The 18,691-nt window shown below is 50.5% G+C and carries 16 protein-coding genes; 9 read left to right on the plus strand and 7 right to left on the minus strand.

Going from position 1 to position 18,691, the window contains the following annotated elements; translation table 11 throughout:
• Positions 1-21: 21 nt before the first annotated feature.
• Positions 22-882 carry an AraC family transcriptional regulator gene (locus L6H70_RS12955; protein WP_236334038.1) on the plus strand — a complete coding sequence of 287 codons (861 nt, stop codon included), beginning with the start codon at positions 22-24 and terminating at the stop codon, positions 880-882.
• A 176-nt stretch (positions 883-1,058) separates the two neighbouring features.
• A complete protein-coding gene (locus L6H70_RS12960) occupies positions 1,059-1,904 on the plus strand; it encodes a DegV family protein (protein ID WP_236333653.1) in 846 nt (281 codons plus the stop codon).
• A gap of 153 nt (positions 1,905-2,057) precedes the next feature.
• Here L6H70_RS12960 and L6H70_RS12965 read toward each other — a convergent pair whose 3' ends face one another.
• The 6 genes from L6H70_RS12965 to L6H70_RS12990 form a co-directional block, all read right to left on the minus strand.
• Positions 2,058-3,695, minus strand: coding sequence for an ATP-binding protein (locus tag L6H70_RS12965; protein WP_236333655.1), 1,638 nt, complete (start codon positions 3,693-3,695; stop codon positions 2,058-2,060).
• Positions 3,696-3,871: 176 nt separating this feature from the next.
• Entirely contained in the window at positions 3,872-4,561 is a 690-nt protein-coding gene (locus tag L6H70_RS12970; protein WP_236333657.1) for an ABC transporter permease, read from the minus strand.
• Complete coding sequence (locus tag L6H70_RS12975; protein ID WP_236333659.1) at positions 4,554-5,471, minus strand: ABC transporter ATP-binding protein; 918 nt, start codon at positions 5,469-5,471, stop codon at positions 4,554-4,556. Before L6H70_RS12975 ends, L6H70_RS12970 begins: the two co-directional genes overlap by 8 nt.
• Positions 5,472-5,579: 108 nt before the next feature.
• Positions 5,580-6,515 carry a sensor histidine kinase gene (locus tag L6H70_RS12980; RefSeq protein WP_236333661.1) on the minus strand — a complete coding sequence of 312 codons (936 nt, stop codon included), beginning with the start codon at positions 6,513-6,515 and terminating at the stop codon, positions 5,580-5,582.
• On the minus strand, positions 6,512-7,240 hold the full coding sequence (locus L6H70_RS12985) for a response regulator transcription factor (RefSeq protein ID WP_279306751.1): 729 nt from the start codon (positions 7,238-7,240) through the stop codon (positions 6,512-6,514). Before L6H70_RS12985 ends, L6H70_RS12980 begins: the two co-directional genes overlap by 4 nt.
• 55 nt (positions 7,241-7,295) lie before the next feature.
• Positions 7,296-8,201, minus strand: a complete 906-nt coding sequence (locus L6H70_RS12990; RefSeq protein WP_236333663.1) for a DUF4362 domain-containing protein — start codon at positions 8,199-8,201, stop codon at positions 7,296-7,298.
• 223 nt (positions 8,202-8,424) lie between these two features.
• Here L6H70_RS12990 and L6H70_RS12995 point away from each other — a divergent pair, with 223 nt between their 5' ends.
• The 3 genes from L6H70_RS12995 to L6H70_RS13005 all read left to right on the plus strand — a co-directional run bounded on the left by L6H70_RS12995 (position 8,425) and on the right by L6H70_RS13005 (position 12,282).
• The gene (locus tag L6H70_RS12995) at positions 8,425-9,405 is read left to right on the plus strand and encodes a phosphodiester glycosidase family protein (RefSeq protein ID WP_236333665.1); all 981 of its coding nucleotides are present in this window, start codon (positions 8,425-8,427) and stop codon (positions 9,403-9,405) included.
• 5 nt (positions 9,406-9,410) lie between these two features.
• Entirely contained in the window at positions 9,411-10,424 is a 1,014-nt protein-coding gene (locus L6H70_RS13000; RefSeq protein ID WP_236333667.1) for a bifunctional glycosyltransferase family 2/GtrA family protein, read from the plus strand.
• 460 nt (positions 10,425-10,884) lie between these two features.
• Positions 10,885-12,282 (plus strand): SpoVR family protein, encoded by a 1,398-nt coding sequence (locus tag L6H70_RS13005; RefSeq protein WP_236333669.1) that lies wholly within the window; start codon positions 10,885-10,887, stop codon positions 12,280-12,282.
• Between the two features lie 76 nt (positions 12,283-12,358).
• Here L6H70_RS13005 and L6H70_RS13010 read toward each other — a convergent pair whose 3' ends face one another.
• Positions 12,359-13,858: an alpha/beta hydrolase family protein gene (locus tag L6H70_RS13010; RefSeq protein WP_236333671.1), complete on the minus strand. Its 1,500-nt coding sequence runs from the start codon at positions 13,856-13,858 to the stop codon at positions 12,359-12,361.
• Between the two features lie 293 nt (positions 13,859-14,151).
• Here L6H70_RS13010 and L6H70_RS13015 point away from each other — a divergent pair, with 293 nt between their 5' ends.
• The 4 genes from L6H70_RS13015 (at position 14,152) to L6H70_RS13030 (ending at position 18,669) form a co-directional block, all read left to right on the plus strand.
• The gene (locus L6H70_RS13015) at positions 14,152-14,853 is read left to right on the plus strand and encodes a response regulator transcription factor (RefSeq protein ID WP_236333672.1); all 702 of its coding nucleotides are present in this window, start codon (positions 14,152-14,154) and stop codon (positions 14,851-14,853) included.
• Complete coding sequence (locus L6H70_RS13020) at positions 14,850-15,845, plus strand: sensor histidine kinase (protein WP_236333674.1); 996 nt, start codon at positions 14,850-14,852, stop codon at positions 15,843-15,845. The genes L6H70_RS13015 and L6H70_RS13020 overlap by 4 nt, the downstream gene beginning before the upstream one ends.
• A gap of 139 nt (positions 15,846-15,984) precedes the next feature.
• The gene (locus tag L6H70_RS13025) at positions 15,985-16,758 is read left to right on the plus strand and encodes an ABC transporter ATP-binding protein (protein WP_236333676.1); all 774 of its coding nucleotides are present in this window, start codon (positions 15,985-15,987) and stop codon (positions 16,756-16,758) included.
• A gap of 24 nt (positions 16,759-16,782) precedes the next feature.
• On the plus strand, positions 16,783-18,669 hold the full coding sequence (locus tag L6H70_RS13030) for an FtsX-like permease family protein (RefSeq protein ID WP_236333678.1): 1,887 nt from the start codon (positions 16,783-16,785) through the stop codon (positions 18,667-18,669).
• Positions 18,670-18,691: the final 22 nt, after the last annotated feature.

The raw sequence follows: 18,691 nt of genomic DNA on the forward strand, positions 1-18,691 counted from the left end.
AGTCAAAGGGAGATGGCACATGTGGAATGGCTGATCCGAATGAAGGAAGCCCTGGATTATATGGAGAGGAAAATGACAGAGACGCTGCGTATCGAGGATATCGCGAAGATTGCTCATGTGTCTCCATTCCATTTCCAACGCATGTTCAGTATGCTGACCGGCTTTACGTTGGCAGACTATATCCGTAAGCGCAGGTTGACCCTGGCCGCCCAGGAGCTGGCCAGCTCAAAGATCAGAGTGCTGGATGTGGCGCTGAAATACGGATATGATTCTCCGGAGTCGTTCGCCAAGGCGTTCCGCAAGGCACACGGATTGTCACCTTCTGCCGCGCGCGAACCCGGGGTGCAGCTAAAAGCGTTCCCCCGCCTCTCTTTCCATCTATCATTGAAGGGAGATCAGGAAATGGACTACAAGATCGTGGAGAAACCTGCTTTTACCGTTATCGGCAAATCAATGGAGGTTACCACCCGGGACGGGGAGAACTTTCGCAGAATCCCGCTGTTCTGGACAGAATGCAACGCGGATGGTACTTCGGACCAACTGATTCAGCTTGCTGCGGACAAAAATTGGCTCGGCATCTGTATGAGCATGGACATGGAGAAGGAACTGCTGTCTTACTGGATCGGAGTAGAAGCAGAGGCTGCCGCTGACCCGCAGGGCTATGAAACTGCCGTTGTTCCAGCGGCTAACTGGGCGGTATTCACTTCAACAGGCCCGATGCCGCATGCCATCCAGAACGTCTGGGAGCGGATTTTTCAGGAATGGTTCCCGGGGACTGGTTATGAGCATGCTGGCGGGCCGGAGTTCGAGCTCTATCCTCCCGGCGATCCGCAAGCTGACGATTATGTATGCGAAGTGTGGATTCCTGTCGTTAAGAGATAAGCAGTATGCCTAACGGCAATGCAGTATACGGTCAAAGACTATCCGCCACGGGTAGTCTTTTTTTCTATCAGATCATTATTTTTTATTTTGAGATTCGCCATAGGCTTGGTATAATAAACAGATTATATGGCTTATATATGCATATTGTCATCTGAGATTCGGTGAAGGAGAAACTCATGTCTATCGTAAAAATCTTTTCAGACAGCACTTCCGATTTGCCGCAAGGCTGGAAGGAAACGTATGATATCGGCATCATTCCGCTGTATGTGGTGTTTCAGGACGGCACTTACAAGGATGGTGTGGATATTACACCAGAGGAAGTCTATCAAAGGGTTGCTGCGGGCGGAGCTTTGCCGAAGACCGCTGCACCGTCACCAGCTGATTTTATCGCGGCTTTCGAGCCGGTCATTGCCAGCGGCGGGGATGCCGTATACGTCGGCCTCTCCTCTGCTTTATCCTCTACATATCAGAATGCCCTGCTGGCTGCAGGTGAATTTCCGGAAGGACGCGTCCGGGTCGTAGACTCCGAGACGTTGTGCGGGGGCATCGCACTGCTCGTCATGAAGGCTGCCCGGGCAGCCGTTAAAGGCCACAGCAGCGCCGAAATCGCCGCCATGCTGGAGCAGTGCCGCAGCCGGGTCGAGACGGAATTCGTCGTGGATACACTGGACTACTTATATATGGGCGGCCGCTGCTCGGGGATGCAGAATTTTATCGGCAGCCTGCTGAAGATCCGGCCCGTATTACGGCTGATTGACGGTGCCATCGTGCCGGTAAGCAGAGTCCGCGGGAAGAAGGAAAAGGCCGTGGAACAAATGCTACAGCATGCACTCTTGAATGCCAAAACAATGGATAAAGAGCTGCTGATTGTAGCCCATACTCTGGCCGAAGAGGATGCCAAATTTCTGGAGAAGGCGTTGCGGGAACAAACTGACGTCGAAGAAATTGCTGTCATCCATGCCGGATGTGTTATCGGCAGCCATTGTGGCCCGGCCACTGTAGGACTCATGTACATGCATTAGTGTATTGTTACTTTTTTAGGTCTGCCCAAACCAGCAGGCTGCGGGACTTCCGCGGCCCGCTGGTTTTTTATGTGCACCTGCTCACCTCCGCACACATAAGAAAAAAGCTGTCCGGCAGCCTATTCTATGGCAGCCTGGACAGCTTTTCGGCTCTCAATATGGCATTGTCTCCGCTTCCATCTCTTCCTTGACGAAGGGTAGCATAAAGCGGAAGATGGAGCCCCGGCCCTCTTCACTCTCCACAAAGATGGTTCCGCCCATTAGCTCCACAAGCTGCTTGCAGATGGCGAGGCCCAGGCCCGTCCCCCCATATTTGCGGTTAATAAACGGATGCAGCTGCGAAAAGGACTGAAACAGCAGGTTCAGCTTGCTGTCGGCAATGCCTACGCCCGTATCCCGAACCGAAAACTCCAGCAGATATTCCTGAGAACCCGGCAACGGAATATTCTTCACTGACAAGGTTACACTTCCCCGCTCAGTGAATTTCAGGGCATTCCCGACCAGATTTACAATGATCTGCCGCAGCCGGCTGGGATCGGTGGTCACTGCTTCAGGGACACTGGTATCCGCCCACCAGCGCAAGGCCAGCTTCTTCTCCTCTGCCTTTGGCGTGAACAGGTCAATAACATTCTCCAGCATTTCGCGCAGATCGAAAGTCTCAGACTGCAGTGGCATCTTCCCTGCTTCCATCTTGCTGAAATCGAGAATATCATTCAGGATCTGTAGAAGACTATAACTGCTGCTCCGAAGAATTTCCGCATAGCTGCGCTGCTCCTCCTCAAGCTCTGTCTCCAGCAGCAAATCGGCCATTCCGATCATCCCGTTCATTGGAGTCCGGATTTCATGGCTCATCATCGCCAGGAAATCTGATTTGGCCTGGGCTGCCTGCTCTGCCGATTCCTTCGCCTGAAGAATCTCCCGCTCGTTCGTAATATCACTGAAGGATACCACTACCCCGCAGATGTTACCGTTGTCCAGCAGCGGTGCAATCCGGTAATTGACGAAAAAACTCGTGCCGTCCTTACGCCAGAAAATCCCATCGTTCTTGCTGCGGGTAATCCCGTCTTCCAGCGTACTCCGGAGCGGACTTTCTATCAGGGAGTAGAGGGTAACGTTGCTGCGGATATGCTGAATCTGATCCATTAGATGAACTCCGGCCAACTCTGAGGCGTCATAGCCCAGCATATCCGCACCTTCACGGTTAATAAAAATCGTACGCCCCTCTGTATCGAGTCCGAATATCCCAGCCGATACGGAATTCAGAATCAGGCTCAGCCGCTTATCTTCAGCCATTTCAAGTATTAGCTCTGGCAGTTTCGGATCTCCTGATTCAAGCTCCGCCTGCTCTTCCCTCCCGGTTTCACGTCCGGCTGCCGCCAACTGACTGAGCCAGTCCAGCAGCACTCCGGGGAGCAGAGCGGAACGGTCATGATGAATAATTGCGAATACACCAGCGATGCCTTCCGCAGATTTTAACGGAACATAGGAAATAGTGCAGGGAACGGATTCACCTTGGATATCTTCGTCCACAAGTTCAAAGCTGGAGGTCATCCCTTCGAGGGCTGCAGCAAAATGCGCTTCACCGGGGAGTATCCGGGGGAACTCTTTCCCGTTTGCACGGATACGCGCCAGTCCGCCAGCGTCTGCAGCGCTCCAAGCACGGTTACTGTCGACGTAGTTTCCCTGCCTGTCGAGCACAATAATCCAATCAGGATGATGATCGTATAACGCTTTATAAGCGCTTTCCTCAGAAAGCACCCTGCCCAAAATGGCAGCCCAGTCTTTATGCATAGCCCAACTCCTTCACTGCTCTGAACCTGCTATTGTTATTCCGTAAATGCGGAAATTCTCTATATATGTAGAAATTCCTGAATTAAAATCTATTATAGCAAAAAAACCGCTTGTGGTCGCCAAGAAAACACAGGCGCCAAGCGGTTTTTACGGGTATTTTGGACTATCCTTTCAGATTATGCAATGTCCTGATGTTCAATGTTGCGGATGGACAGATAAGCAACAGCCACACCAACCAGTCCGAGAAATAAAGAGACGCCTACTTGGTTGCCCAGCCGGAACTGGCCAAAGTTGGAGGATAAGACGCTTGCGAGCAGGACAGCGGACACGATGGTAGCCGGTACTGACTTTTTGCGTAGTCCGAAGAACAATGGAATCAGCCCTATCCCTGCTGAATATACCGCATCCGAAGCAGCCATAGTAATCTGCGACGTAATCAGCTTCAGTGTCACTTCTCCCGTGACAGCATCCATGAAGTAGTGATTGAAGCCGACGAGAGCAGCACTTATCAGCACATTGGACACGAAGACGGTAATCAGAATGAAGAGCGACACAATAATGAGTTTGGCTGCCATCAGCTTTTTGCGCGGGATCGGGTACATGAAGAGTACAGCCACTGTGTTATTTTTATACTCATCAATGACCAGCTTGCTGATCAGAACAGAACCGAAAATCAGAAAAGTAACTTTTACAAATATATGCACACCATCAAATACATCGGCATAGGTAATGAATTCGCCGGCATCGTCTATTCCTGTGAATGCGATAAGAATCATAAACAGCAGAATCACCAGATCGGTGATCAGCACAGCCCGAAACAGATTAATTTTATTTTTGCGCATTTCAAGCCGGATTAGTTTAAGCAACGACTTCACCCCCCATCAGTTCTACAAAATAGTCTTCCAGCGAATGATGCTTCTTGTTCAGACTTTCCAGCTCCACATTAGCCGCTGTGAGTGCCTTACTCAGCTCAAGCTGCGGAATCGGGTCGTAGATCCGGACCGTGCGGGGACCCATCACTTTGATGTTGCCCAGTCCCAGCGTATGGGTAAGCACATATACCGCCTTCGTGCTCTCTTCTGTAACCAGCTCAATATAGTCAGTATCCCGGCTGCGGATCGTATCCATTGCGACTTCTTCCAAAAGCACCCCATCGCGGATAAGGCCGATCGTATCGGCGATCTGTTCAATTTCACCCAGGATGTGGCTGGAGATCAGCAGTGTCATCCCGTATTCACGGCTCAGCATGCGGAATACCTCGCGCAGCTCCTTAATCCCCAGCGGGTCCAGCCCGTTGATCGGCTCATCCAGGATCAGCAGCTCCGGCTTCGTCATCACGGCTCTGGCAATGCCCAGGCGCTGCTTCATTCCCAGAGAGAACTGCTTGACCGGCTTTTTGTCGATGCCTGTGAGCTTCACCAGCTCCAGCGCTTCCTTCATCGCTTTGGGGTCATAATAGCCCATATACTCTCCGTGCAGCTCCAGGTTTTCTTTGGCCGTCAGCTTATCATAGAACACCGGATATTCTATAATACAGCCCATACGCTTGAGCATCTCGTAAGAACGCTCAGTCATCTTTTCGCCGAAAAATTCAATCTCGCCCGCAGTCGGTTTGACCAGATTGGTCATCATTTTCATCACGGTTGTTTTGCCGGCCCCGTTCGGTCCCAAAAAGCCGTAGATCTCACCCTGCTTGATATTCATATTCACGTTATTCACGGCTTCCTTGCCCTCGTAAACCTTGGTTAAGTCCCATGTCCGTAGTATGGTTGTCATTTCCGTTATCCCCTTTGCTTCATTGTTTTCCTTGTTTCTTATATTACAGGGCGGAATTTTCTTTTTTATTACCTGATTCTTACGAAATTCTTAAGTTGTGGTGAACGGTTAAAAATCCATTCTTCGGAAAGACAGGGTAAACGCTGTTCTGATGTAGGGTTTGCTGGTCAGTTTGATGGTACCGTGCATCTGCTCGGTCAGTCTTTTGGTGATCGTTAGGCCCAGCCCGCTGCCCTGATATGTCCGGTTGCGCGAGTCCTCCAGGGTGTACAGCCGCTCGAAGATTTTATCCTGATGGTCTTCCGCAATGCCCTTCCCCTTGTCCCATATTTCTATGCAGACCTTGTCCGCTTGACTGTACAGCCGCAGACCGAGCACCCCGCCGGCATCGCCGTAGGAAATGGCATTGGACAACAGATTGCCGAGCACCCGATCCAGAGCCTCTACATTGCCCATGATGTACAACGGCTCATCCGGAATATCAATTTGCACTTCGCTGCCTTTAGCGCTGAGAAGTTCATAGAAGGACAGAATATTGCGGCGGCACAGTTCACCGATCTCGACCTTGGTCAGCGGAATGTCCTTGTCGCCTGACTCCAGCTTAGCCAGATCAAAAAAACGGTTCATCAGCGTAATCACTTCTTCCGCTTTGGCATGAATCGTCCGCAGCATTCTCTCCTGCTCCTCAGCAGACATGGAATCATCCTGAAGCAGCGTCTCAATATAGCCGAGCACTACGGTCAGCGGGGTCTTGAGATCATGGGAAATGTTGGCCAGCATATGGCGCATGGATTGTTCCAGCCTGGCCGTCTCCACTGCACCCTTGTGATTGACATCCAGCAGCGAGTTGAGACCCGCAAGCAGCTTTTGCAGCGCAGGGTCACTGTTGAATAGAAGCAGCCGCTCGTGCGAGCCCCGGTCCATAATACTCTCCAGCTTGGAATGAATGTACTCCAGCTGGCGTCCGTGCTCCCGAAGCCGCAAATATTGCCACAGGACAACAAGCAGGAGCAGCACAACCCCCCCACTAAACAGAATAATCATAAAAGCACATCCCCCAGCTTATAACCGATGCCCCATAACGTTTTGATGTACTCCGGATGGGACGGATCATCCTCGATCTTCTCCCGCAGCCTGCGCATATGTACGTTAATGACATTCTCATCCCCATAGTAATCATCTTCCCAGACCAGGCTGTAAATCTGCGCCTTCGTGAACACTCTGCCCGGATTCGCGGCGAATAGCTTCAGGATATGAAACTCTTTGGCGGTCAGTTTGATCTCTTCTCCATCCTTCAATGCCGAGAACGTGTCCAGGTTCACCGTCAGGCCGCGCAGCAGGATGACCTTCCCCTGTTCATTGGGTGTCACAGCTTCTTCCGCTTTGGTACCGGCTGCTGCATAACCCGCCCGGCGGATTGCCGCCTTCACCCGGGCCGCCAGCTCAATCATCGAGAACGGCTTGGTGATATAATCATCCGCACCAAAACCAAGTCCGAGTGCCTTATCCACATCACTGTCTTTAGCCGACATTATCAGCACCGGCACCAGACTTCCGGCACGGATCGTCTGAAGCACATCCATGCCGCTGCGCTTCGGCAGCATCAAATCCAGCAGCACTAGAGCATAGGCTGTGCCGCCGAGAATCTTCCGTTCTGCCGCTTCCCCGTCGAATGCCATATCCACCTCATAGCCTTCTTTTGCCAAATACGAGCTTACCATTCTGCTTATATCTTCATCATCTTCTATTAGCAGCACACGCTGTTGCACGGCAGTACCTCCCAGAACTCTATCTTTTATTAATTAAAGTATAGCAATATTGCGGTCATTCATAATAGCCCCGGATGTCCGGCAGCTCTTTATAGAGCTTCTCCTCCTGCACCATACCGATGATGTAACGGGCCAGCGCTGTCATTTCCTTGCCGTCTGCACTCTGGTCACATTCACTCCACGCAAACTGCAGCTCATGATTATTAATGTCTATTTGCAGCTCATAGCTCACAGACGGCTTGATGTTGCAGGATCCGGTTAATGTTTTGTCATGCATATAATTGGCCAGCACAAGCTCCCGGAAAATCTTCTGCAGCTGCCCGTGAGACAGCTTAAAGTGATCCGCCTCAGCAACAGAGCCGTCCTGGAGATCTTTTACCAGCTTCTCTTGAATGGTATTGATCTCGTTTCTGAGGTTCACCCCGTACTTCAGCACGAATCCGAAATCATCCATCTCTGACAGCTCGAATCCGATCCATAGCAGCGCCGTTTCCGGGTATTCCCCCTCGCAGCCCGTCAGCGTGTATTTGAGCACTGTACTCTCATCCTCGCGGTTAAGTGCTGTACAAACAAATGTCCCTGTTTCTTTAGGGCCAAAATCGTCTTCTGTAGTGTCATAGGCAATAACCAGCTTGCCACCCTTATACCGCAGTTCCTTATAGATTGGGCCTCCCTCCGGGGTGTACTGTATCAACCGCAGGCTGCCGCTTCGCCGCTCCATGAATTCATCCAGCCGGTCCAGATTCTTAATCGTATAGCCGTGAGAATAGACAACATCCTCTTGTTCGTTGATCTCATGGCTGAGAGGACCACCCGCCTGTTCCTTATGCAGCAGGGAGCAGCCTGAGAAGGCGAACATCACCAGCAGCCCGGTTAGAGTAGTCAACAGAGCCAAGCGAAGTGCTGAAATCTTCCTGATCTTCGGCAATCGTCCCCTTGAGCTGATTCGTGACATGCGCATGTATGCCGGTCCTCCTTCAGAATACTGGAAAGGAATGGTTCTTTGTTAAAGTATACCAACCGTTCGCGGTTCTTTCTACTATAGATCAACACGGATAAATGCTGGGGAGCGGGCACGCTGCATCTTAAATAGCTGCTCCTAAGTCATTTCAGGTTCATTAAAGGTACCGCGCGTATCATGCTTCTTAAGAACTTAAACGCAGAGGTGATCCTGAATGGCACAAATGGACAAAAAGAAAACCCTGAGCTTCAAACAAAAAATAGGGATAGGAATTCTAGTATTTCTGCTGGTGGTTGGCGGAGTGGTATATAAGCTGGCAGACCGTTACTTAATCGAGCATGTAGAAGTCGTCGTAGCTGATGAAGCAGCTTCGTCAGACAGTACAAGCGGTACAGCCGCCACCAATGACACTACTACCACGACTGCCACAACTGCCGCGGAGGTTAATGCCACTTCAGATGACTGGAGCTACAGCAGCGACGATATCCAGATCAAGATCGATCAGGTGCAGACCGGATCCGGATCCGACCAGATCACTTACTTTGTCGCTGATGTCGTGCTTAAGAATTCCAGCAGCCTGCGTTCCGCTTTTGCCGACAATAGCTTCGGCACGAACATCACAGAGGTGACCTCGGAGATTGCCGCCAGCAACGATGCGCTGTTCGCGATCAACGGCGATTACTATGGCTTCCGTGAAGACGGCGTGATTATCCGTAACGGCACAGTGTATCGGGATGATCCGGTGCGGGACGCAATGGCGCTGTTCGAAGACGGGACGATGCAGACCTATAACGAGGAAGAAATCTCTTCGTCCGAGCTGCTGGCGCAAGGGGTTACCAATACACTCTCGTTCGGTCCGATTCTGATTCAGGACGGCCAGATCACCAGTGATTTCAGCAATGTCAAAATCGATACCAACTTCGGCAACCGCTCGATTCAAAATGCAAATCCGCGGACGGCGATCGGGATGATTGCCCCGAACCATTATGTGTTTGTTGTGGTTGACGGGCGCAACGAAGGCTACAGCCGCGGAATGACACTCACCGAGCTTGCAGATCTGATGCAGGACCTCGGTGCCACAGAAGCCTACAATCTCGACGGCGGCGGTTCATCCACCATGTATTTCATGGGACGGGTCGTCAACAACCCGCAGGGCAAAAACCAGGAACGCGGCGTAAGCGACATACTTTATATTAAGGAGTGACCAATATGATAACTATACTAATTCCTGCGTATGAACCAGACGAACGGCTGCTGGATTTGATTATCAAGCTGCAAGATTACCACCTCGGCTCCATTGTCATTGTGGATGACGGCAGTGGCGCGGCTTACCGCGGACTCTTCCAGACTGCTGAAGCTTTTGGCTGCGATGTCCTGACTCATTCGGTCAATCTCGGAAAAGGACAGGCTCTAAAGACCGGCTTCAAGTATATTCAGGAGGCAGGGCTGCCCGGCTATGTAGTCTGCGCAGACAGCGACGGGCAGCATCTGCCCCATGACATCAAGCGGATTGCTGATATCCTGCTGAACCAGCCCACCCCCGGGATTGTGCTCGGCAGCCGCCGCTTCAGCGGAAAGATTCCGCTGCGCAGCAGCTTTGGAAACTCGGTGACAAGAGGGGTCTTCTCCCTCACCACAGGCACGAAAATCTATGATACCCAGACCGGCCTGCGCGGCTTCTCCCCCTCCATGCTGGGTTGGCTGTGCCAGATTCCGGGGGACCGGTTCGAGTACGAAATGAACATGCTGCTGACCGCCCACAAGGAGGGCTATAAAATCACTGAAGAGTTCATTGATACCGTGTATCTGGACCACAATAAATCGTCCCATTTCCGGCCGCTTGTCGACTCATTCCGGATCTATCTGCCGATTCTGATGTTCAGCACCTCTTCGCTGCTGTCTGCCCTGCTCGACTTCACGCTGCTGTTCCTGTTCCAGAGTCTCACCCATAACCTGTTCCTGTCAGTAGCCGCTGCGAGATTATGCAGCTCAATCTTCAACTACTCCGTCAACCGGAAATATGTCTTCACCGGCGGCAAGAAGTCGAGACTCCAGTCGCTGCCCAAATACTTCTCCCTCGTGATCCTCGTGCTGCTGTTCAATTACGGGCTGCTCTACTTCTATAATGAGCAACTGATCATCCCGCTGGTCGCGGCTAAGATCCTGACCGAAATTTCGATCTTCCTGTTCAGTTACTGGGCACAGCGGAAGTTTGTATACTAAGTGTGCTAATAAGCTCTCCGGCTGCAATGGGTATCGTTAGCCGGGGAGCTTATTTTTGCTGACTGTCCATGTTTATTGAATGATAAACAACAGGTGATTGCACTTTCTGCAATAGATTACTCCTATGCCTGAGGTAAAATCGTATTCTGCTGTATTTCATACAATTGATTGTTGGATTTCCGGGTTCAAAAACCTTTTTCCGGGAAATCTCCTGCACAAAGTGCAATAGAATCTTTTTCCAGGCTAATTCGGGTGCAATCTGCTGTAGCAAATGCAATAGAACGTGTAAGTGATAGAGATTGAAGCTGGAAGATCGGCAATGAGGCCGCTGGGCATCATACTCTCACCCTGCTGCCCATATACTTGTATAAGAACAGTTCCGGACGCAGCTGCGGAACTTCTGCGGCGCAGTCAGAATAAGTTGCAGCAAACACAGCAAGCTGGAGGGAGAGATGGATGCATGCCTCAAGAAGATGAGATAAAAGCGCTGGAGCGGGCGATTGCCGAGATCACAGAGATCGCTACCGGGTTTGGGCTGGATTTCTACCCGATGCGTTATGAAATATGCCCCGCTGATATTATTTATACCTTCGGTGCGTACGGGATGCCAACCCGGTTCGGACACTGGAGCTTTGGTAAAACTTTTCATAAGATGAAGTCGCAATATGACTTCGGGCTCAGCAAAATCTACGAGCTCGTCATTAACTCCAATCCCTGCTATGCCTTCCTGCTGGACGGCAACTCGCTGATCCAGAATAAGCTGATCGTCGCCCACGTCCTGGCGCACTGCGATTTCTTCAAAAACAATATGCGTTTCTCCATGTCCAACCGTGATATGGTTGAGAGCATGTCTGCCACAGCCGACCGGATTGCCGGATATTCGGTAACCTACGGGATTGATACCGTGGAGAGCTTCATCGACTCGGTGCTGGCGATTCAGGAGCATATCGACCCCAGCCTGATCCAGCCGCGCAAGCTGGGCAAAACCCACCTGCTGGAAGCCAAAATGAAGGAGCGCAAGGATACCCCGGTAGGCGGAGCCGCAGAGGAGAATGCCTACAGCGAGCTCTGGAAGCTGGATCAGGCCAACGCCGGACCTGCAGCGCCCGATGCAGCCGGAAAACGCACCTTCCCGCCAGAGCCGGAGAAGGATATTGTCTGGTTCATCCAGCAGTATTCGACGACACTGGAAGACTGGCAGCGCGACATTATGACCATGCTGCGGGACGAAATGCTCTATTTCTGGCCGCAGATGGAGACGAAGATCATGAACGAAGGCTGGGCTTCCTACTGGCATCAGCGCATCATGCGCGAGCTGGATCTGACTCCCGAGGAGACGATTGAGTACTCGAAGCTGAATTCGTCGGTGGTGCAACCTTCGCGCCAGAGTCTAAACCCGTACTACCTGGGCCTCAAAATCTTCGAGGACATCGAACGCCGCTGGGACCGTGATAAAATCTTCGAGGTCCGCGAGCTCGACTCTGACATCTCATTTATCCGCAGTTACCTGTCCAAACAGCTGGTCAATGACCTTGACCTCTATGTGTTCGAGAAAAAAGGCCCGGAATGGAAAATCACCGACAAAGCCTGGGAAAATGTGCGCGACCAGCTCGTGCTCGCCCGGGTCAACGGCGGCTCTCCCTACCTGGTTATCCAGGATGCCGACTACGAACGCAACGGCGAGCTGATGATCGCCCACCGCTACGAGAGCATCGAGCTGGACCTGAAATACCTGGAGCGTACCCTCCCGCACATCTATGCTCTCTGGGGCCGCACCGTCCACCTGCAAACCGTGGTCGAAGACAAAAAAGCCCTTTTTACCTATGACGGCAAAAAGGTGCAGCGGAAGTTTTTGTAGCAGTATTATGGAATTATGTGCACGATACTGCGCGTTTCCCTGGCGGAAATGCGCAGTATCGTGCCCTTTTCTTTTTTTATGATAGCAAATTTACGAACTTCACCTCCGGGAAGCGGCTATCCGGTCCTTTCATTAAGATTCCTCCTTGATTTTTTAGATACATATCGAAGAAATCCAGCATATAAGCATTGATAACGGAGTCCGCTCGTTTGGGCTCTATCTTTCCTGTAATGCCCAGCCTTTTGAAGATCGGTGAAATGAACTGTACGTTGGTAAAATTTAAATGTTCCGTATTTTCGATAGATAGGACTTGTCCCCCTGCGGCGACCGTTTCGCGCATCCGTTCAAGCTCCAGCTTTTTATCTTCCGTTACTTGGTCCTCCCACTCTCTAGTTGAACCCATACGGTTAAGCTCTGCATCTGTGTAGACCCGGTTATCCATCACCCTTTTTAATTTTTCGGAATAGCTTTCCGAGTTAATGAACAAAAATGGCTTTCGCAGCCCCTCTCTGTCACGCAGCCGGTAAAGCCCTCCATCAAGGTCTATGCCAACCGCGATCCGCGGATCGTAAGCAGCGTCATAGGCCGTCGCTCCGCCAATAGAATGACCGAACACCCCGACATGACCGAGATCAATCTTCCCTTGTAAATGACTTGGAATCTGCCCCGATTGGATGAGTCCGAATTGATCCAGTACAAACGCCACATCTTCGGTTAAGACTTTTCCCAACTTGTCGCGAATTTTTGTTCCTGTCCGGTAATCATTGCCTTGTGAGAATAAGTCGTTGGTTGTGCTGGTCGTGATTCGCCCGTCCGGAAACTCGGTGGCAAATGTATTATAGGTGTGGTCGATCACTGCCACGATATATCCGTGACTCGCGAGATATTCAGCTTGCGATGTGTGGAGGAACCTGGAAGAGCCGTTGCCGGGATTCGCAAGGATCAGCGGGTATGACGTCTGTGCCGAAGAGACTTCGGCCTCTGAATAAGTATGACTGGATACGTACCTCAGGTGCCCAAAAGTAAACCCGGGAAGTCCATAGTCCGCGACCATATAACGTAAAATCCTGGGTTCAGGAATAAAGGGAGCATACTTGCCGGTGCCAGCCTGAGCCGGGTACCATATCTGGACCATTAATTCTCTATTGCCCTCTCTGGTTTCGCCGAAAATCTCTTTCCTATGGGTATCCACGAAATGAAAAGTTTGCGTTCCTACCTTAAATTCGCCTGTCGGTTCAGGTAGTTTAAATACAGGAAAAGCATACATAAGGACCGCTGTTACGGCCAGCATTACCGCTATAGTGGTATAAGCTGCACCCGATATGAACCGCATTTTTATGAGGGCTTTTTTCTTAAACAAGCTATAACCTGAAACCGCTAAAAAAAGGATCGTTAGGCAATATGGGAACAATAGCTGAACCCTGTATCCTTCCACCGTCCAATGAATGACCAGCAAAAGTGTAGCGATCCCGCTTGCAATAAATACTGGAATTCTACGCCGTCCTTTTGTTAATATGACTGTTAATGCAAACAAGCCGATGTTTGATAAAAAAAGCAACAGTTCAAATAGCCTCATCCCGATTCTCCTTTTAAAACTTTCTATTTTTGTTTGTTCCAATCTTATCCTCAGAAACCGGCCTAAGCTATCGATTTACCTTACATTAATCTTACAACTATGAAATTTGCCTGCGGGATGGGAGGACCTGTAAAATGGTATCTCATCAGCTTGAAAGAGTGCCGCTTAAGGTTATAATTGTTTACAGCTGAACCTACTCCGGCCTATTCAAACCATAGAAACACAGTAAGTTCCAATCGCTCCTCGGAGACGGCATGCTGGTGTTTTTTCAAATCAGAAAAGGAGCCAAATCTATGTTTAGCATCCTGATTGTAGAAGACGATCTTAAGCTGGCGCAGCTACTTCAATCCTATGTGGAGAAATACGGGTACCGGGCTGAAGCTGTCCAGGAGTTCGACCGGGTTATGGAGGTGTTCCAGGGCATTCGTCCGGATCTCGTGCTGCTGGACGTCAATCTGCCCCGTTACGACGGCTATTACTGGTGCAGGCAAATCCGGACGGTCTCCACCTGCCCGATTCTGTTCATCTCCGCCCGCGACGGCAAGATGGAGCAGGTCATGGCGCTGGAGAACGGGGCGGACGATTATATCGCCAAGCCCTTCGATTATGAAGTGGTCATGGCCAAGATCAAGAGCCAGCTTCGCCGTGCTTACGGCTCCTACGCCCTGGGCAAGAGGGAACGGACCGTGGAATGCACAGGACTCGTGTTGTATCCCGAAAGGCTTGAGCTGACCTTATCCGGCAAAACCGTAGATCTCAGTCATAAAGAATCCTTGCTGATCGAAACACTGATGGAAAACAGCTCCAAGGTGGTCAGCCGCGACTATCTTCTGGACAAGCTGTGGAATAATCAACAGTTAGTTGACGACAACACGCTTAATGTCAATATCACGCGTATCCGCAAAAAATTATCTGAGCTCGGCGTTGAAGGAGCACTGGAAACCGTGCGGGGAGCCGGATATAGACTGCGGCCTTTCTGGAGGGAAGAGCCATGAGGTTATTTTGGAGAGAGCAGACTCCGTTAATCTTTATGTATGCCGGACAGCTACTTCTGACTGTTTATATGTGCCGCTTATCCGGTTTCCGGAATACCTCCGATCTTACCTACATCTGCATCGTAAATACGGCCTTATTCGTGTTTTACCTGATATACCGCTATATCCGCCATTACCGGTTTTACCGGAGGCTGACTCGTCCGCTTCTGTCGATTGACGAATCGGCCGAATTTGTCGGGAACGCACCGCTCGCGGATGCACTTGGACAGTTGCTTCAGGGGAAGTATCGTCTGTATCAGAACGATATCCAACAATATCGTAAAAAGCTAAACGATCACATCACCTTTATCAATCAGTGGGTGCACCAGATGAAAACCCCGCTATCCGTTATGCACCTTGCGGTTCAGAATGAAACCGACCCCTTCTTTGACAGCATTCGAGAGGAAATAGACAAGCTGAAGAAGGGGCTTGACACGGTGCTGTATACCTCACGTTTGGATGCGTTCGAGCAGGATTTCGTGGCGGAGCCGGTGCATCTTCATCAGCTGGTCGGGAAAGTGGTGGCTGAGCACAAAAATTTATTTATCCTCAATAAGGTCTTCCCGGAAATCCAGGTGGATGACCGGCTGATGGTCATGTCTGATGACAAGTGGCTTGCATTCGCACTCGGGCAATTAATCACCAATGCGGTGCGGTATTCGGCAGGAATAAGCAGCCGTATCCTGATTAGCTCTGATGTACGCGGACAGCAAGCCGCTCTTGAGATCCGGGATAACGGCGCGGGAATTCAGAAACAGGATATCAAGCGGGTGTTCGATGCCTATTTTACAGGGGAAAACGGAAGACGGTTCGGCGAATCCACCGGCATGGGCTTATATCTGGTTCGGGAAATCGCCTCACGGCTTGATCATCAAGTCGAGATTGAATCCGAGCAGGGACAAGGAACAGCCGTACGTCTATGGATGGGAATCACGCATGTTCAAGCTTCATGAACATGCTTTTTTTTTATTACAGCATTGTAAGGTTTGTTTAAGATTAATCGATGGGATCTCGATTGAGGAGCGGTTATGATTATGCGGGAGGGCCTTGGAAATTCGAAATTTCGACCGTATGAAAGGAAGAATGCCTGATATGGATATGTTAATCGTGCGTAATCTAGGAAAAGTCTATGATGGCAGCTTCGCGTACAGGGCGATGAGCGATATGAACCTGGTTGTGGAGAAGGGCGAATTTGTCGGCATTATGGGTCCTTCAGGCAGCGGCAAGACAACCCTGCTGAACGCAGTATCCACTATCGACACACCTACCTCCGGAGAAGTGTTGATTAATGGGGAAAACCCCTACTTGTTATCCAAACACGATCTGGCCCTGTTCCGCAGACGGAAGTTGGGCTTTGTCTTTCAGGATTTTAATTTGCTGGATACGCTGACCATCGGGGAAAATATCATCCTCCCTCTTACGCTGGACGGGAAAAGTCTGAAAGAGATGGATACCAAGCTTCAACCGGTGGCCGAAAAACTGGGCATCACCCAAATTCTGAATAAACGAACCTATGAAGTGTCGGGAGGGCAACGGCAGAGGGCTGCCATTGCTAGGGCTATTATTCATTCCCCTTCGCTGCTGCTGGCCGATGAGCCGACGGGAAATCTCGATTCCAAATCCTCACGGGATGTCATGGAAATGATGGAGGCTATCAACCATACCGATCAAACGACCATGCTGCTGGTCACCCATGACGCTCTCGCGGCCAGCTATTGCCACCGGGTCGTATTCATTAAGGACGGCCGGCTCTATAATGAATTTTACAGGGGAGACAACCGCCAGGCCTTCTTCCAGCAGATTATCGATATGCTTTCGCTAATGGGAGGGAATGCACATGAGCTTTCACCGCTTCGTGTCCATTAAGAGGAGTTACGGGAGGATCAATAAGTGACGTTGCGACAATTTGCCCTCCGGAATGTTAGCCGGAACAAACGGACATATGCCGCTTTTTTTCTGAGCAGCACGTTTTCGGTGATGATCTTTTTCATGTATGCTGTATTTATTTTTCACCCTGCCATTAAAAACTCCGGTTTCAACGGTCCGGCGGTTGAGGCAATGACTGTTGCGGAATATATCGTATATGTATTCGCCATCTTTTTCGTACTCTATTCCGGCAGTGCCTTCCTGAAATCCCGCAAACGGGAATTCGGAGTGCTCATCATGCACGGCATGACTTATAATCAGCTGCGGCAGATCGTCTTTATCGAAAATATGGTGATCGGTTTTGCTTCCATAGTGTCAGGTCTTGCCGCCGGCATGCTGTTCGCCAAGCTATTCATGATGATCGGAGCCGATGTGATGCACATGAGCCCGCTGCCATACTACTTGCCTGGCACAGCCATTCTGCTCACTCTATCCGCATTTGTCTTGTTGTTTCTCGTTATCTCCGCGTTCACAGCCGTATTCGTACGGGCCAGCAAGCCGATCGATCTGCTGAGTAGCAGCGCCAAACCGAAGCCTGAGCCTAAATCATCTGTTTTTCTTTCTATTACAGCGTTCTGCCTTCTACTAGCCGGATATATCATATCGTTCCAGGTTAAAGGTCCCACGGTCGTTTTCGTTCTTTTACCGGTCACGGTCCTAACCATCATCGGCACTTACTTTTTGTACACACAATTAAGCGTGTTTGTGATTCGCAAGTTAAGAAACAACCGCTCTGTCTTTTTACGCAAAACAAATGTGCTCGTTCTATCTGACATGGCTTACCGCATGAAGGACAATGCGCGCATGTTCTTTCTCGTGACGATCGTTTCGACAGTCGCCATTTGCGCGATGGGCGGCTTGATGGGATTTCTGGAAACCATCCACAAACAAATCACGGCTGCGTACCCGTTCGCCTATAATTACATCCAAACCAGCGGCGATGCCGGGCAGGCAGCCTATCACACGAAAAAAATCGAACAAGAGCTCCAAGAACGGGGAGTTCGTTATGATAAATTGTCCGCCCATGTAGCGAGCTTCGATTCGATAAATGGACAATCCCTTAACTTCATCAACCTATCCGAGTATAACAAGCTTGCAGAGGCCTTGGATTACCCGGTGTTGTCGCTGCAGGGTAATGAAGCTGCGACCATCTGGACCATAAAAAACCGGCCGTTTCCAGAACACCAGTGGTCAGTGAAGGGAACATTCATCACATTCAACCTGAAACAAACCGTCAGAAAGGCGGTCACGCCTCCCCTGGCCGATGAACCGCTGTTGATCATTCCAGATCGGATGTTTGGCTCCTTGGGTAATCCGCAAAAAGAACAGCTTTTAACCAGTTACAATACGGACAGCGCCGATTCAACGGCGGACACGGGTGAGGCCATCGCCGGGCAGCTCGGATCTACAGAACCCTCCGGTTTCTGGTTCGCATCTCCAGCCCATTTGGAGGAACAGATGAAGCGGACCTATAATCTGTTGCTTTTCGTCGGGTTGTTTGTCAGCTGCTTATTTTTTGTTGCATCGGGAAGCTTTCTATATTTCCGGCTGTTTACCGACCTGAATGATGACAAGCAGAAGTACCGTTCCCTATCGAAGCTCGGGTTGACCGGCAAGGAGCTAGAGAAGGTGGCAACTCTACAGATCGCGCTGTTGTTTTTCGTACCGCTCGTGGTCGCGCTCATTCACAGCTCCGTTGCGCTCTATGCTCTGCATAACCTGTTCCATTCACCGGTGACTCAATCGGCCATTACAGTCTACATCGTTTTCCTTGCCGCACAAATCCTGTACTTTCTGCTGATCCGTGCCCGTTATTTAGAGCATTTGAAACACTCAGCGGGCTTTAACTGACTGCCCCAATACCTGCAAGGTC

Source organism: Paenibacillus auburnensis, from assembly GCF_927798115.1.
GTDB classification, from domain to species: domain Bacteria; phylum Bacillota; class Bacilli; order Paenibacillales; family Paenibacillaceae; genus Paenibacillus_AQ; species Paenibacillus_AQ auburnensis.